Annotated in this window: 14 protein-coding genes; 9 read left to right on the top strand and 5 right to left on the bottom strand. The window is 66.6% G+C overall.

Annotated features, from left to right (window positions below):
- Positions 1–102 precede the first annotated feature (102 nt).
- Genes IY716_RS00930 through IY716_RS00920 form a run of 3 tightly spaced genes read left to right on the top strand, consistent with a single transcriptional unit; the run spans position 103 to position 2950 of the window.
- Positions 103–1077 (top strand): ABC transporter ATP-binding protein, encoded by a 975-nt coding sequence (locus IY716_RS00930; protein ID WP_369699540.1) that lies wholly within the window; start codon positions 103–105, stop codon positions 1075–1077.
- Positions 1074–1835: an ABC transporter permease gene (locus IY716_RS00925; RefSeq protein WP_218219795.1), complete on the top strand. Its 762-nt coding sequence runs from the start codon at positions 1074–1076 to the stop codon at positions 1833–1835. The genes IY716_RS00930 and IY716_RS00925 overlap by 4 nt, the downstream gene beginning before the upstream one ends.
- Positions 1832–2950 (top strand): heme A synthase, encoded by a 1119-nt coding sequence (locus IY716_RS00920; RefSeq protein ID WP_218219794.1) that lies wholly within the window; start codon positions 1832–1834, stop codon positions 2948–2950. Before IY716_RS00925 ends, IY716_RS00920 begins: the two co-directional genes overlap by 4 nt.
- Here the strand turns inward: IY716_RS00920 and IY716_RS00915 are convergent.
- Both IY716_RS00915 and IY716_RS13620 read right to left on the bottom strand, forming a co-directional pair.
- On the bottom strand, positions 2903–3397 hold the full coding sequence (locus IY716_RS00915; protein WP_218219793.1) for a redoxin domain-containing protein: 495 nt from the start codon (positions 3395–3397) through the stop codon (positions 2903–2905). The genes IY716_RS00920 and IY716_RS00915 overlap by 48 nt on opposite strands.
- 47 nt (positions 3398–3444) lie before the next feature.
- On the bottom strand, positions 3445–3921 hold the full coding sequence (locus IY716_RS13620; protein WP_369699539.1) for a DUF3052 domain-containing protein: 477 nt from the start codon (positions 3919–3921) through the stop codon (positions 3445–3447).
- A gap of 244 nt (positions 3922–4165) precedes the next feature.
- On the opposite strand from IY716_RS13620, the gene aceE reads away from it, so the two are divergent.
- From aceE to fabF, 6 genes are all read left to right on the top strand, one after another.
- Positions 4166–6904: a pyruvate dehydrogenase (acetyl-transferring), homodimeric type gene (gene aceE / locus IY716_RS00905; protein ID WP_218219791.1), complete on the top strand. Its 2739-nt coding sequence runs from the start codon at positions 4166–4168 to the stop codon at positions 6902–6904.
- A gap of 192 nt (positions 6905–7096) precedes the next feature.
- Positions 7097–8269 (top strand): CdaR family transcriptional regulator, encoded by a 1173-nt coding sequence (locus IY716_RS00900; protein ID WP_218219790.1) that lies wholly within the window; start codon positions 7097–7099, stop codon positions 8267–8269.
- Positions 8270–8360: 91 nt separating this feature from the next.
- Positions 8361–9284 (top strand): ACP S-malonyltransferase, encoded by a 924-nt coding sequence (locus tag IY716_RS00895; protein ID WP_218219789.1) that lies wholly within the window; start codon positions 8361–8363, stop codon positions 9282–9284.
- Between the two features lie 119 nt (positions 9285–9403).
- Positions 9404–10408 (top strand): beta-ketoacyl-ACP synthase III, encoded by a 1005-nt coding sequence (locus tag IY716_RS00890; RefSeq protein WP_218221322.1) that lies wholly within the window; start codon positions 9404–9406, stop codon positions 10406–10408.
- 88 nt (positions 10409–10496) lie between these two features.
- Complete coding sequence (locus IY716_RS00885) at positions 10497–10742, top strand: acyl carrier protein (RefSeq protein WP_192590328.1); 246 nt, start codon at positions 10497–10499, stop codon at positions 10740–10742.
- 111 nt (positions 10743–10853) lie between these two features.
- Positions 10854–12113, top strand: a complete 1260-nt coding sequence (gene fabF / locus IY716_RS00880; RefSeq protein ID WP_218219788.1) for a beta-ketoacyl-ACP synthase II — start codon at positions 10854–10856, stop codon at positions 12111–12113.
- 252 nt (positions 12114–12365) lie between these two features.
- Here fabF and IY716_RS00875 read toward each other — a convergent pair whose 3' ends face one another.
- The 3 genes from IY716_RS00875 to IY716_RS00865 form a co-directional block, all read right to left on the bottom strand.
- On the bottom strand, positions 12366–12872 hold the full coding sequence (locus tag IY716_RS00875) for a DUF3145 domain-containing protein (protein ID WP_218219787.1): 507 nt from the start codon (positions 12870–12872) through the stop codon (positions 12366–12368).
- Positions 12873–13018: 146 nt separating this feature from the next.
- Positions 13019–14014, bottom strand: coding sequence for a tyrosine recombinase XerC (locus tag IY716_RS00870; protein ID WP_218219786.1), 996 nt, complete (start codon positions 14012–14014; stop codon positions 13019–13021).
- A 26-nt stretch (positions 14015–14040) separates the two neighbouring features.
- Positions 14041–14814, bottom strand: coding sequence for a DNA-processing protein DprA (locus IY716_RS00865; RefSeq protein WP_369699538.1), 774 nt, complete (start codon positions 14812–14814; stop codon positions 14041–14043).
- Between the last annotated feature and the right edge of the window lie 433 nt (positions 14815–15247).

Below are 15247 nucleotides of genomic sequence, written 5' to 3'. Positions count from 1 at the left end.
CAAGGGGGACCTTAGTAGGCGGAGACCTTCGGCACAGCTGTCCCCGCGTGAGCGGCACACCCACCAGATCTTCTACGCCCCGTAGAAATGTAGACTGGTGGGGTGCCCCAGCCATCACCGTGCCTGACCATGCGCCACGTGCGCTATGCCGTCGGCTCAGCCCGCAGTTCTCGCGGACTCACGGAGATCCTCCGGGGCGTGGACCTGACGGCCCGCGCCGGCGAGGTGACCGTGCTGCTCGGCCCCAACGGCGCGGGCAAGACCACCACGCTCGGCTGCGCCCAGGGATTGCTGCACCCGACCCAGGGAACGGTGCAGCTGCTGGGACAGGATCCGTTCCGCGCGGGAGCAGACCTGCGCGCTCGGGTAGGGGTCATGCTGCAGGACGGGGGGCTCCCCCAGTCGGTGCAGCCCCGCGCGCTGCTCAAGCACGTCGCATCGCTGCACCAGAATCCATGGCCGCTGGAAGACCTTGCCCACCGGCTGGACATGGAGAGCTTCCTCGCCACCTCGATCCGGCGACTCTCAGGCGGGCAGAAGCAGCGGGTGGCTCTGGCGGCGAGCCTGTTGGGCCGACCCGAGGTGGTCTTCCTCGACGAACCCACCGCAGGTCTGGATCCGCAGTCACGCCAGACGGTCTTCGAACTCATCGGCGAGCTCCGCGAGATGGGGATGGGCATCATCCTGACCACCCACCTGCTCGAGGAGGCGCAGAAGCTCGCTGATTCGGTCTTCATCCTCAAGGATGGGGAGGTCGTACGCCATGGCACCGTGGCCGAGCTCACCAGCACCGGCGCTCGGGGCGCCGACGCCACAGCCGACCCCACCCGGCGCATGGTCTTCACCGCATCCAGGACACTGACCCGCGCGGAGATCGCCAGCTCTCCCCTGGCCATCGAGCTTGATGGCGGGGTGAGCAACGGTCCGGGGGCGGCCTGGATGACGCCCGGGCTCTCCGGGCCCGAACAGCTGCGTGCCCTCGCCGCCTGGTGGGAGCTGATCGACATGATGCCGGTCGAGGTCAGGATGGAAGCGCGCACCCTCGAAGATGTCTTCTGGGAGGTCTCCGTCTCATGAGTCCGACCTACGCACCGCTGTCACCGGCCCCGCGACCCGCGGTGCGCCGCATTCTCTCGCACGGGCTCTATGAGACCCGCAATGTGCTCCGCAATGGGGAGCAGCTCCTGGTCTCGCTGATCCTGCCGCTGCTGGTGCTCTTCGGAGCACACCGGCTGGAGCTGATCACCTCCTCGGCCACGCCGAGCATCGACATGATCACCCCGGGGGTGCTCGCGCTGGCAGTCATGGCTTCGGGGTTCACCGGCCAGGGCATCGCCACCGGCTTCGAGCGTCAGTACGGGGTGCTGGCCTACCTTGCCACCACTCCACTGGGTCCCACCGGACTCATTCTGGGAAAGGCCATCGCCGTGCTGGCTGTGGTCGCTGTACAGGTGCTGGTGATCGGGTCCGCCGGCCTGGCACTGGGATGGGATCCGCAGCCGCTGGGCCTTGTGTGGCTGGGCGTCGTCGTCGTCCTCGGGGCCACCGCCTTCACCGCACTGGGCCTGCTGCTGGCGGGCACCGTCCGCGCCGAGGCCACGCTCGCGCTGACCAATGTGATCTGGGTTCTGCTGGGCGCCGCGGGTGGGTCGGTCTTTCCGCTGAACCACGACGACGCCGGCGCGCTGCTGCTCCTGCTTCCCTCCGCCGCCCTGGGCGAGGGCCTCCGCACCGCTTCGCTTCAGGGGGCCTTCCCTGTGCTCGAAGCCCTCATACTCGCCGGATGGGCCGCCGTGGCCATGCTGGCTGCACGAAGGTGGTTCAACTGGCGATGAAGTTTCCTCTGAATCTGCTCGAGACCCTGAGGTCGAACCTGCCGACCAGGATCACCCGCGTCACCAAGGTGCTGGCCTGGGCGACGCTGGTCAGCAACATCGGCATCATCCTGACCGGCGGGGCCGTCCGGCTCACGGCCTCGGGCCTGGGCTGTCCCGAGTGGCCGCGCTGCACTCCGGAATCCTGGGTCGCCACTCAGGAGATGGGCCTGCATGGGGCGATCGAGTTCGGCAACCGACTGCTGACCTATGTCCTGGTGCTGATCTGCGCGCTGATGTTCTTCGCACTCCTGCGACTGCGCGGCAGCCATCGTCCTCTCTTCAGGATGAGCGTGCTGATCCTTGCCGGGATACCGCTGCAGGCGGTGATCGGCGGAATCACCGTGTGGACGAACCTGAACCCCTGGATCGTCGGACTCCACTTCCTGCTCTCGGCCGCACTGGTGATGATCTCGACGATGCTGCTGAACCGCATCAGACTTGAGCTGAGGGTCGCTCGGGAACGCGGGGATCTCGAGGCTTCCGCGGGCCTCGCCGGCGTGCCGCTGCGACATGGCGTCACCGGCGTGCCGCTGCGACATGGCGTCACCGGCGTGCCGCTGCGACATGGCGTCACCGGCGTGCCGCTGAGGGACAGTGACTCCGATGGCGTCGCGGCGGCGATGACGCCGATCATCCTGGGGGCCACCTGGGTTTCGGTCTTCCTGGGCACCGTGGTCACCGGCACCGGACCTCACGCCGGAGACCCCGCCTCGCCTCGACACCTGTTCGACCCCGATCTGGTCACCCGGATGCATGTGATGCCGGTCTATGTGCTGTGCTTCGCCGCGATCGCCCTGCTGGTGCGCCAGTCCCGCGCTGCGACCGCGCCGGCGCAGCGGCGCTGCGCCTGGTGGCTCCTCGCGGTGATCCTTGCCCAGGGAATCATCGGCTACACCCAGCACTTCACTGGACTGCCGGTGCTGCTGGTGGGCCTGCACATGCTCGGCTCGGCCCTGCTCGTGGTCTCGGCGACGGCCGTGTTCGAGAGCTACCGGGCGCGCTACGTCACGCGTGGCCTGGACGGGTCAGCTCCGCCCGCGAAGTCCAGCCAGCACACTGAGCGTCTCGTCTAGGTTCCTGGCCTGCGCATTCGGCACTGACTGGAGATGGGCGACTCGCAGCTGCGGGTCCAGCAGGACGCTGGTGCGTTGCGCAGTGCCGCGCTCGGAGTCGAAGACCCCAAAGCTGCCGGCCATCTGCCCATGTGGCCAGAAATCGCTGACCAGGCTGAAGGGAAGCTCCTCGCCTCCGATGCGCAGGGACTCCGCATAGGCGCGCAGGCTGTGCAGCGAGTCGCAGCTGATCGCCAGCACAGTGGCACCGATCTCACGGATCTCATCGCTGCGTAACGCCAGCGAGCGGAGCTCCGAGCCGCAGACGGCACTGAACGCGAAGGGGTAGAACATCAACAGGGCCGGCGCTCCGCCCAGATGCTCGAGCGTGATGGACTCGCCGTGGTGGGTCCGCGCCGAGAATGAGGGTGCGCGCTCCCCCAATTCCGGAGGGGACGTTGCTGTCATGACGCGTCCAACCTCACAGCAAGCTCAGCATTCTGGCGCCTTTACCGTCACTGCTTCTTGCGCCCCATGAGTCGGGTCGCGGCCCAGTGAGCGCTCACGCCCGCCGAGGAGGTCACATGCAGCCCGGCGTTGGGGGCGGCGTCCTGGATCTCCACCGGGGGGACGTAGCCTTCACGGCCCGAACGCGGAGTCAGCAGCCAGATCACGCCGCCTTCATCCAGCGTCGCCAAGGCGTCCACGAGCGCGTCGGTGAGGTCGTCATCTCCGTCCCTGAACCAGACCAGCACGGCGTCCACGACCTCCTGGACGTCTTCGTCGAGAAGCTCCTCGTCCAGCAGATCTTCCAGCCGATCTCGGAAGTCGTCGTCCACGTCCTCGTCCACGCCGATCTCCTGGACCAGCGCATCGGGCTTGAGCCCAAGCTCCTGGAGCAGGTCGCCGACCGAGACAACATTGGTTCCGGCGTCGTTCTTGTGGCCCGTCGAAGTGCTCGACGGATCCTCGGCTGCAGAAGCCTGACTCACCTGAGGTTCCCTTCCTCTTACATCTACGTCTGAAAAGCAGCACCACCTCAGCGGTGGGGCTGTCACCAGCAACGTTACGCGGATCCCTATCCGTTCGGGAAGTACGACACCACACGAACGGGTAGAGTTGAGCTGAAAATCAGCCGCCGCACCATCGGTGGCAGACGACCTCGTGGGTCCCGCCCATGGCACATCCCTGTCCATGGAACGTAAGACCCAGACACATACCTTTGAGAGGTGACCCGTGAGCGCTGGTGAAGAGAACTCCCATATCCGCAGTGGACTGACCAACCAACTCCCGGACGGCGACCCGGAAGAGACCCAGGAATGGCTGGAATCCTTCGACCAGCTCGTGGAGTTCCACGGCACCGAACGGGCGGAGTACATCATCCGTACGCTGCTCCAGCGCGCCGGTGCCAAGTCGATCGAAGTTCCCATGGTCACCACCACGGACTACGTGAACACCATCCCCGTCGACCAGGAGCCTGACTTTCCCGGCGAAGAGGAGATGGAGCGCCGCATCCGGCGCATCCTGCGCTGGAACGCGGCGATGCTGGTCCACCGCGCACAGCGCAGTGACATCTCCGTGGGCGGACACATCTCCTCCTACGCCGGTGTGGCGACCCTCTACGAAGTGGGCCTGAACCACTTCTTCCGCGGCGCGGACCACCCCGGCGGCGGGGACCAGATCTTCTTCCAGGGCCATTCCTCCCCCGGCAACTACTCCCGCGCCTACCTCGAGGGGCGCCTGACCGAGGAGCAGCTCGACGGCTTCCGCCAGGAGGTCTCCAAGGCTCCCAACGGCCTGAGCTCCTACCCCCACCCACGGCTGATGCCCGAGTTCTGGCAGTTCCCGACCGTGTCCATGGGCATCGGTCCGATGAACGCCATCTACCAGGCACAGTTCAACCGCTACCTCCACAACCGCGGCATCAAGGACACCTCCGAGCAGCAGGTCTGGGCGTTCCTCGGCGACGGCGAGATGGATGAGCCCGAATCCCGCGGACTGCTCCAGCTCGCGGCGAACGAGAAGCTCGACAACCTCAACTTCGTCATCAACTGCAACCTGCAGCGTCTCGACGGTCCGGTGCGCGGCAACGGCAAGATCGTCCAGGAGCTGGAGGCCTTCTTCCGCGGCGCCGGGTGGAACGTCATCAAGGTCCTCTGGGGCCGCGAATGGGACGAGCTTCTCGACAAGGACGACGACGGAGAACTCGTCCGGGTCATGAACGAGACCCTCGACGGTGATTACCAGACCTATAAGGCCGAGTCCGGGTCCTTCGTCCGCGAGCACTTCTTCGGCCGTTCGGCGAAGACCAAGGAGCTCGTCGCAGAGATGTCTGACGACGAGATCTGGAACCTCAAGCGCGGCGGACACGACTATAAGAAGGTCTACTCCGCGTACAAGGCGGCCTCCGAGGCCACCGGCAAGCCCACTGTGATCCTGGCGCAGACCGTCAAGGGCTACGGCCTGGGACCCAGCTTCGAGGGCCGCAACGCGACCCACCAGATGAAGAAGCTCACCGTCGATGACCTCAAGCGCTTCCGCGACACGCTGCGCATCCCGGTCACGGACGAGCAGATCGAAGAAGATCCCTACAACGTGCCCTACTACCACCCCGGCGAGGACTCCGAGGAGGTCAAGTACCTCCTCGAGCGGCGCAAGGGACTCGGCGGCTACCTGCCCAAGCGGCAGGTGTCCGGCGAGGGTCTCACCCTCCCCGAGGAGAAGACCTACGCGCAGGCGAAGAAAGGCTCCGGCAAGCAGAAGGCCGCCACGACGATGGCGCTGGTCCGACTGCTCAAGGACCTCATGCGCGACAAGAACATCGGCAACCGGATCGTGCCGATCGTGCCCGACGAGGCGCGCACCTTCGGGATGGACTCGTTCTTCCCCACCGCGAAGATCTACAACCCCAAGGGCCAGAACTACATCTCCGTGGACCGCGAGCTGATGCTCGCCTACAAGGAGTCGCCGCAGGGTCAGATGATCCACCCGGGGATCAACGAGGCAGGGGCCACCGCGGCGTTCACCGCGGCGGGCACCTCCTACGCCACCCATGGCGAGACGATGATCCCGTTCTACATCTTCTACTCGATGTTCGGGTTCCAGCGCACCGGTGACTCCTTCTGGGCGGCGGCAGACCAGCTGGCCCGAGGCTTCATCATCGGAGCCACCGCAGGGCGCACCACACTGGTCGGTGAGGGCCTGCAGCACCTGGATGGGCACTCACCGCTGCTGGCAGCGACCAACCCGGCGGTGAAGCACTTCGATCCCGCCTTCGGCTACGAGATCGCGCACATCATGGAGAACGGCCTCTTCGAGATGTATGGCGATCACGACGGCGATCACAACGTGATGTACTACATCACCGTCTACAACGAGCCGGTCCAGCACCTTCCCGAACCAGAAGACCTGGACATCGAGGGCGTCAAGCGCGGCATCTACAAGCTCTCGACCTCGGAGAAGGACGGCCCCAAGGTGCAGCTGCTCGGCTCCGGCGTGGCGGTCCCATGGGCCCAGGAGGCGGCAGAGATCCTCGCAGAGGAATGGGGCGTCTCCGCCGACGTCTGGTCGGTGACCTCCTGGAACCAGCTGCGCCGTCAGGCTCTGCATGTGGAGCAGTCGGCCATGTTGGACCCGGAGCGTGAACCGGAGGTTCCCTTCGTGACTCAGCAGATGGAGGGCGCCGAGGGGCCGATCATCGCGACCACTGACTTCGCCACTCAGGTCCCGGATCAGATCCGCCAGTTCCTGCCGAATCGCTTTGCGACCCTGGGCGCCGACAGCTTCGGCATCTCGGACACTCGCCCAGCGGCACGCCGGTACTTCAAGATCGATGCCCACTCTATGGTGGTGCGCGCGCTGCAGATGCTCGCCGACGACGGCGCGGTGGACGCCTCCGCCCCCGTCGACGCGATGAAGAAGTACGATCTCGGCAATGTCAACGCCGGCTCCTCAGGAGAGGTCGAAGACGGCTGATCGCCAAGGTCTTCGCCGATGCGCGTCACGCGTAGGTGAACCAGAAGGGGTCCGGAGCATTGCTTCGGGCCCCTTTTGCTGTGCGGCCAGCTCCGTCCTCGGCTCGTGGAGATCTCTATCGAACGGCGCCGCTTGGCTTTGTAGGGATCACACAACTGGCGGGGGAACCCCACACGCTCTAGGCTCCAGGACATGACTGCATCAGCTGCGACGGCGCCGGGCCCGGTTCCGGTCTCCTGGGAGGCCCTGGAGATCCTGCGCTCCGACGCGGGAAATCTGACCCATGAGGTCAATGGTCATCTCGAGGAGACCCTGACCTGGTATCGCCACCTCAGCACCGATGAGCGTGCCTCGCTGCGGCTCATCGCCCAGCGTGGCATCGGCGGACTCATCAGTTGGCTGGAGAACCCCACCTCGCGCTCCATGCCGCTGGTCAACGAACTCCTCGGCAGCGCACCCACAGACCTGATGCGCACCATCTCGCTGCAGCGCGCTCTGCAGCTGATCCGCAGCATCGTCGAGGCGGTGGAACAGCGCCTTCCCGGTCTGATGCCCGCACAGGACCAGCAGCTCATGCTGGAAGCGGTGCTGCGCTACTCCCGCGAGGTGGCGTTTACGATCGCCGATGTCTATGCGCGCGCCGCGGAGTCCCGGGGCGCCTGGGACTCTCGCCTCGAGGCCCTGCTCGTCGACGCGGTGCTGCGTGGAGAGCCGGCGGAGCAGATCGCCTCCCGAGCCGCCGCGGTCGGGTGGCGCAGCCACGAGGGAGTCGTCGTCGTCGGGGAGGCGCCGGAACAGGCAGATGCTGTGTTCATGTCCGAGCTCAGGCGCCAGTGCATCCGCTTCGCTGTGGACGCGGTGGTCGGCGTCCAGGGAGACCGGCTGCTGCTGCTGCTCGGACGGACCACCGACCTCGCCGAAGGCCTCGAACGGATCCTTCCTCGCTTCGGGTCCGGGCAGGTGGTCTACTCGAGCTTCACCGGGTCGATCAGCCAGGCGCACAAGAGCGCCCAGGCCGCGTTCACCGGGTTCAGCGCGTCCCGGGCGTGGACCTCGGCACCGCGACCCGTGGCGGCCGAGGATCTGCTCCCCGAGCGCGTCCTCTGCGGAGACGAGACCGCGAAGACGGTGCTCAAGACCACCATCTTCGACCTCTTGGAATCCTCGGGAAACGGTCTGCTCGAGACGGTGACCGCCTATCTGGACGCCGGACACTCCCTGGAAGCCACGGCACGCGAACTCTTCGTCCACACGAACACGGTGCGGTACCGGCTTCGCCGAGTCACCGACATCACCGGCTGGGACCCCGTGGTGCCCAGGGACGCCTACGTGCTGCAGACCGCGCTGGCCGTCGGCCGTCTGTAGGCATCCGTTGTAGGGTATCCACAAAGCTCGACGCGGGGCTTGGTGCGCCGATGCCCCCGCAGAACACGTTCGGATATGGGAAGTTGGACTAGTGCTTGCGATCGTATGCCCCGGACAGGGCTCCCAGACCCAAGGCTTCCTCTCGGAGTGGCTCGGTGACGACGCCTCCCGTGCGGCGCTGACGACCTACTCCGAGGCCAGCGAGACCGACCTGCTCGCCCACGGCACCGAGTCCGCCGAAGACACGATCCGCGACACCGCCGTGGCCCAGCCGCTGATCGTTGCGGCCTCGCTGCTCAGCGCGCACACCTTGGACCTGCCAGCGCTGGACAGGGACCGGGTTCTCTACGCAGGACACTCCGTGGGTGAGGTTCCCGCCGCGGTGCTGGCCGGAGTGCTCACCGATGCGCAGGCGATGCAGCTGATCAAGGTGCGCGCCCAGGGCATGGCCGCTGCAGCGGCCGCCGAGCCGACGTCGATGGCCGCCGTCATCGGCGGGGTCGAAGAGGAGGTTCGCCAGGCCATCGCCGACGCCGGCCTCACCGCGGCGAACGCCAACGGGCCCGGTCAGATCGTTGCTGCCGGGGAGATCGAGAAGATCGCGGCGCTGGAGTCGAATCCCCCGTCCCGTGCCCGGGTCATCCCGCTGAAGGTCGCCGGAGCGTTCCACACCGAGTTCATGGCACCCGCTCAGCAGACGCTGCGTGCGGCGGTCGCAGGCTTCGAGGTCAGTGATCCCCAAGCACCGCTGCTCTCCAACCGCGACGGCGCGTACCTGGACAGCGGAGCAGAGACTCTTGAACGCCTGATCGATCAGGTCACCCGTCCGGTCCGCTGGGACCTATGCATGGAGACCATGGCCGCGGCCGGCGTGACCGGGGTCCTGGAGCTGCTGCCCGGCGGCACGCTGACAGGCCTGGCCAAGCGCGGTCTCAAGGGCGTGAAGTCCCTGGCAGTCAAGACGCCTGCGGATCTCCCTGCCGCGAAGGAATTCATCACCGAGCACGCCGGTTGAGCCGATGAGCTCGATACCGCGTGATCAGGCCTCCACAGACACCCCATTGATCATCAAAGGACACCCCTGACGTGACAGTCACACTGAACCAGCCCGCAGCCATAGCAGGCACCCGCGTCATGGGGCTGGGGGCCTACCGCCCCGAGCTCGTGATCGACAACGAGCAGATCTGCCAGTGGATCGATTCCTCCGACGAGTGGATCCAGCAGCGCACCGGCATCAAGACGCGCCACCGCGCCCCGGAGCACGTCTCCGTGGTGGACATGGCGGAGGGCGCTGCCCGTGAGGCGCTGGAGCACGCCGGCATCTCCGGCGAGGAGCTGGGTGGAGTCATCGTCGCCACGGTCACTCATCCCTTCGCGACGCCTTCGGCCGCAGCAGATCTCGCGCACCGCCTCGGCGCGACACCCGCCGCGGCCTTCGACATCTCCGCGGCCTGCGCGGGGTATTGCTACGGGATCGGCCAGGCCGATGCCATGGTGCGCTCGGGGCTCTCCCGCTATGTCCTGGTGGTCGGGGTGGAGAAGCTCTCGGACTTCATCGACAATCACGAGCGCACGATCTCCTTCCTGCTGGGCGACGGTGCCGGCGCGGCCATCATCGGCCCCTCTGAGACCCCCGGCATCTCCCCCTCCATCCTCGGTTCCAATGGGGAGAAATGGGAGGCCGTGGCCATGGACAGCTCGCTGCTGAACTTCCGTGACGCGCTGGCCCGAGCCCGCGAGACCCAGGATGCCACCGAACTGCTCAACGCAGAGAACCGCTACTGGCCCACGCTGCGTCAGGACGGACCCACGGTCTTCCGCTGGGCCGTCTGGGAGATGGCGAAGGTCGCCCAACAGGCCCTGGACGCCGCGGGCATCACGGCGGATGACCTCGTCGCGTTCGTGCCGCACCAGGCCAACATCCGGATCATCGACGAGATGGTCAAGCAGCTGAAGCTCCCCGAGCATGTGATGGTGGGACGCGACATCGTGGACGCGGGGAACACCTCTGCGGCCTCGATTCCGCTGGCGATGCATCGCCTGCTCAAGGAGAACCCAGAACTCTCCGGCGGTCTTGCTCTGCAGATCGGTTTCGGAGCCGGACTGGTCTACGGCACCCAGGTCATCAGACTGCCGTAGCCACCCGGACCACAGACCTGAGATCCATCCGCGATCTCAGAAACATCTGACGTACTCACAAATCACCCAATGAAAAGGAGCCGCTGATATGGCTGACAAGAACGAGATCCTCGCAGGCCTCGCAGAGATCGTGAACGAAGAGACGGGCCTCGAGGTCGAGGAGGTCCAGTCGGACAAGTCCTTCACCGAGGACCTGGACATCGATTCGATCTCCATGATGACCATCGTGGTCAACGCCGAAGAGAAGTTCGACGTGAAGATCCCCGATGAAGAGGTCAAGAACCTCACCACTGTGGGCGACGCCGTCGACTTCATCGCCAACGCGCAGGGCTGATCAGCTCCTGACTGGGACGGGAGGGTTAGAGCAATGGCTTGAGCCCTCCCGTCCAGACACCCCCCCCCGATATTGACTTTCCTGTTCTCACACTTTCATTGAGGTAGATCCATGACACGTCGTCTCGTCATCACCGGTCTCGGCGCCACCACTCCCATCGGCGGCGACGTGGACACCCTCTGGGCGAACGCCCTCGCCGGGACCCCCGGCGCCAAGACTCTCGAGCACGACTGGGTCGAGAAGTACGAGCTTCCGGTGACCTTCGCTGGGGAGGTCAGCGTCGAGCCGGCCGAGGTGCTGGCGAAGCCGGAGACTCGCCGCATGGACCGCTCCACCCAGCTGGGCATGGTCGCTGCGCGACAGGCCTGGGCAGACGCCGGTCTCCCCCGCCCCAAGGACGAAGGATATGACCTGGATCCGGAGCGCGTCGCGGTCTCCTTCGCGACCGGTATCGGTGGAGTCTGGACCCTGCTGGACAGCTGGGACACCCTTCGAGAGCGCGGACCGCGCCGCGTCATGCCGATGACGGTGCCGATGCTGATGCCCAATGGCGCCGCCGGGGCGATCAGCCTCGACCTCGGCGCACAGGGAGGGGCACGCACTGCGGTCTCCGCCTGCGCCTCAGGAGTCGAAGCCCTCGATATGGCCCTGGAGATGCTGCGCAAGGGCGACGTCGACGTCGTCCTGGCCGGCGGCACCGAGGCCGCCATCCATCCGTTGCCGATGGCTGCCTTCGCCTCACTGCAGGCGCTCTCCAAACGCAATGATGATCCTGGCGCGGCGTCGCGTCCCTATGACCGAGACCGCGACGGCTTCGTCATGGGAGAAGGCGCCGGGGCGCTTGTGGTCGAGACCGAAGAGCACGCCAAGGCCCGCGGCGCCACGATCTATGCCGAGCTCGCCGGCGCCGCCGTCACGTCAGACGCCCACCACATCACCGCGCCGGACCCTGAGGCCCTCGGGGCGTCGCGGGCGCTGCGCCGGGCACTGGAGTCCGCCGGAGCTGAGCTGAGCGACGTCACGCATGTCAACGCCCACGCCACGTCGACACCTGTCGGAGACAAGCCGGAGTACTACGCGCTGAAGTCGGTCTTCGGTGACCACCTCGAAAACATCTGCGTCTCCGCCACGAAGTCCCAGACCGGACATCTCCTGGGCGCTGCCGGCGCCGTGGAATCGGTGCTCACCGTCAAAGCGCTGCGCGAACGGCGTGCTCCGGTGACCATCAACCTCGACCACCCGGACCCCGAGATGCCGCTGGACGTCGTCACCGGCACACCGCGCGAGCTCGGAGACAAGCAGCAGGTCGCGCTGTGCAACTCCTTCGGCTTCGGGGGACACAACGCCGTGGCTGCTTTCCGCACGTACTGATCTGAGGCCGGGTCTGTCGCGGCTGCGACGCTGACAACCTGATCCGGGGCAGACACGAGAAGACCCCCGTGGAAGATCCGTAGGGATCCCCCGCGGGGGTCTTCTCTGCTTCACGAGGAAGCTGCCGCGGCTGGGAAGCGATGGCCCCTCGAAGGGGCTCTGAGCGGCAGGTATTGGAGTCGCACGAGAGTCATCGAGCTCGGGTGACGCGGACAGGCGGTGGAGGTCGCCGCAGGTCACCGGTTCACTGGGTCAGCCGACCACCTGGTGCAGCCAGCGCACGGGTGCGCCCTCTGCTGCGTGTCGGAAAATCTCGAGCTCCTCGTCCCAGGCTTCGCCCAGGGCAAGGGAAAGCTCCTGGTAGACCACCGAAGGATCTCCTGCACCCATTTCGTAGGCGTAGCGGATCCGGTCTTCGGAGACCACGATGTTGCCATGCACGTCGGTGGTGGCATGGAAGATTCCGAGCTCAGGGGTGTGCGACCAGCGCCCGCCGTCGCAGCCCGGCGAGGGGTCCTCGGTGACCTCGAAGCGCAGGTGGTTCACGGCGCGCAGCGCCGAGGCGAGAGTGGCGCCCAGACCCGCAGGGCCTTCCCAGGAAAGTTCCGAGCGAAAGTCGCCGGGCGCGGCTGGCTGAGGCTGCCACGTGAACTCCACTCGGGAATCGACTGCCGAGGACACTGCCCATTCGACGTGAGGGCAGAGCGCAGCAGGCGCCGAATGGATGTGCAGGACACCTCGGGCCGTATTTCCAGACATATCCATCCTCCACAGTGCTGTTGGTACGTCTTCCCCTACGACCGACAGCAGCCTGGTGGCTGATGGTGACTGTTTCCCTCAAAGGTTAACAGCAATGTGCTCAGTACAACAATAATCAGGTTAACAGATGCTGCTCCGGGATTTGCTCAGGCGCGGGGGTGGGCCTGTCCGTAGGCGTCGCGGAGCGAGTCGATCGTGACATGGGTGTAGAGCTGCGTGGTGCTCAGGGACGCGTGCCCCAGAAGCTCTTGGACGGTGCGCAGGTCCGCTCCCCCCTCCAGCAGGTGGGTGGCAGCGGTGTGTCGCAGGGCATGCGGTCCCCTGGCCGCGGTAGTGCCCAGCCGGGCCAGCTGCTGATCGACGACGCGTCGCACGGTCCGAACGTCGATGCGTGCCCCGCGCCGACCGAGGAAGCTGGCGGCCCCGGAGCTCGCAGTCGCCAGGACCGGCCGTCCGGTCTCCCACCACTGCCTCAGAGCGGTCTCTGCAGGCACTCCATAGGGCACGATGCGCTCCTTGTTTCCCTTGCCCAGCAGCCGCACCATACGTCGACCGGTCTCGAAGGAGGCCAGGTCCAGACCCGACAGCTCAGCGACGCGCATGCCGGTGGCGTAGAGCAGCTCCACCATCGCGGCGTTCCGCAGATGCATCGCGTGATCGACGGGGTCCAGCGGCTGGGCGGAGGCGCTCGTCGCCGCCTGGCTGGCGAGATCGGCCGTGAGCTGGTTCATGTGCTGGTGCTGGAGCACATCGGGCAGATGGGTGCTTCGTCTGGCAGTCCGCAGTCTGACGGAGGGGTCCTCGCTGAGGTGTCCCCTGCGGTGGGCCCAGGCTGTGAAGGCTCGCACCGAGGCGGTCTTGCGGTTAAGCGTGCTGCGCGAGAGTCCAGCCTGGTGCATATCGCCCAACCAGTGACGTATATCGCTCAGCCCTATCCGCTCCAGCGGACCGCGCTGTTCATCGAGCTGTCGAAGGTCGCTGCGGTAGGCCCGAATGGTCTGCAGCGACAGGCCGCGCTCGTGCTGCAGATGTTTGAGGAACTCGGTGATCAGCGGTGACTGAGCACCCTCTCCGGGGCGCTCGGTGGGCGCGGTGTACGCGGCTTGCGCGGTCTTCGCGGTCTTCGCCGGGACGGTGGCCATACCCGAAGTCTAAGTGCCGCCCCCGCTCAGGCCTGGCCCCATTGACCGTTGGCGCTGCGAGCGTGTCCCGAACGTTGAAGTCGGCTGAGTTCGGCCAGCACCTTCGGCAACGGGAGCCCGGCGACCCCGGAGAGCTTGCCCGGACTGCTCAGCCCTCGTGCTGGCAGGGCATCGTAGAGGAGCCGCTGGGCCTCGGTGAGTCCATCCTGCGGTCGGGTGGTGACGGTCACCGGCAAGGTGGGCTGATGAACGCCTGGAACGCCGACCACGGTCGGCGCACCAGCAGCCAGCGTGAGGATATCGGCGGCGTCGGTGATCAGCTCCGCCGGGGTCTCCCGGAGCAGACGGTGGCAGCCTGCGGACGACGCTGAGAAGACGCTGCCCGGAACCACCCCCACCGGGCGAGCGAGACTGAACGCATGGTGGGCAGTGGACTGTGCGCCGCTGCGCCATCGCGCTTCGGTGATCACCGTGACCATGCTCAGGGCCGCAATCAGGCGGTTGCGCTGGAGGAACCGATGCCGGGTCGGCGCCGAGCCCGGAGCCATCTCGCTGATCAGCAGCCCTGTCGACGCGACCTCCTGGAGCAATCGTTCATTGCCGGCGGGATAGAGCCGGTCCAGTCCCCCAGCAAGGACGGCGATCGTGGGAGCAGCGGGTGCACCTTCTCCTCCGGCGGAGTGGGCGGCTGTGCGATCGGGCTGCATTGAAGCGGTGCGCAGGGCCGCGCGGTGAACCGCAGCATCGACACCGTAGGCCCCTCCTGAGATGAGACAGAGGCCCGCACGCACCAGGTCCATGATAGCTCCGCAGTGACCCGGGTGCCGTAGTCGGTGATCTCGCGGGAACCGACCATCGCAACGGCACGGGTGAACTCGGGCAGCCGTCCCAGCAGCGCATCCGCGGCACCCGTGGTCTGGCCGCGAAACCACAGGCCCACAGGTGAGGCCGGGCCGAGGTCCTTGAGCTGCGGCGGCCACGCGGCGTCCTCTGGGATGAGCAGCCCACCACAGAACCGTGCCATGGTCGCCAGATCCCGTTCTCCGCGCAGCTGATCCGTTCGGGTGCGCCAGCGTGCCAGCCCTGCATCCAGGTCCCGCTGCCGAGGTCCGAGACCCGCTGATTCTGCGGCCTCCGCCAGTTGCTGTCCCTGGTGGGCGGAGAGGCCCCGGTCGGTGGTGATCAGGCTGTACAGGGTCTCCGGGCCCAGCAGCTCCATCGCCACGCCAGCCA

Source organism: Nesterenkonia sp. Act20, assembly GCF_019173455.1.
Lineage (GTDB): Bacteria > Actinomycetota > Actinomycetes > Actinomycetales > Micrococcaceae > Nesterenkonia.
The sequence above is the reverse complement of the archived record's forward strand: the minus strand, read 5'-3'. Positions and strand labels throughout refer to the sequence as shown.

Coding starts and splice junctions, on each gene's coding strand:
- IY716_RS00925 (WP_218219795.1), top strand. CDS start 1,074: ATGAGTCCGACCTACGCACCGCTGTCACCGGCCCCGCGACCCGCGGTG.
- IY716_RS00920 (WP_218219794.1), top strand. CDS start 1,832: ATGAAGTTTCCTCTGAATCTGCTCGAGACCCTGAGGTCGAACCTGCCG.
- IY716_RS00915 (WP_218219793.1), bottom strand. CDS start 3,397: ATGACAGCAACGTCCCCTCCGGAATTGGGGGAGCGCGCACCCTCATTC.
- IY716_RS00900 (WP_218219790.1), top strand. CDS start 7,097: ATGACTGCATCAGCTGCGACGGCGCCGGGCCCGGTTCCGGTCTCCTGG.
- IY716_RS00890 (WP_218221322.1), top strand. CDS start 9,404: ATGGGGCTGGGGGCCTACCGCCCCGAGCTCGTGATCGACAACGAGCAG.
- IY716_RS00885 (WP_192590328.1), top strand. CDS start 10,497: ATGGCTGACAAGAACGAGATCCTCGCAGGCCTCGCAGAGATCGTGAAC.
- fabF (WP_218219788.1), top strand. CDS start 10,854: ATGACACGTCGTCTCGTCATCACCGGTCTCGGCGCCACCACTCCCATC.
- IY716_RS00875 (WP_218219787.1), bottom strand. CDS start 12,872: ATGTCTGGAAATACGGCCCGAGGTGTCCTGCACATCCATTCGGCGCCT.
- IY716_RS00870 (WP_218219786.1), bottom strand. CDS start 14,014: ATGGCCACCGTCCCGGCGAAGACCGCGAAGACCGCGCAAGCCGCGTAC.
- IY716_RS00865 (WP_369699538.1), bottom strand. CDS start 14,814: ATGGACCTGGTGCGTGCGGGCCTCTGTCTCATCTCAGGAGGGGCCTAC.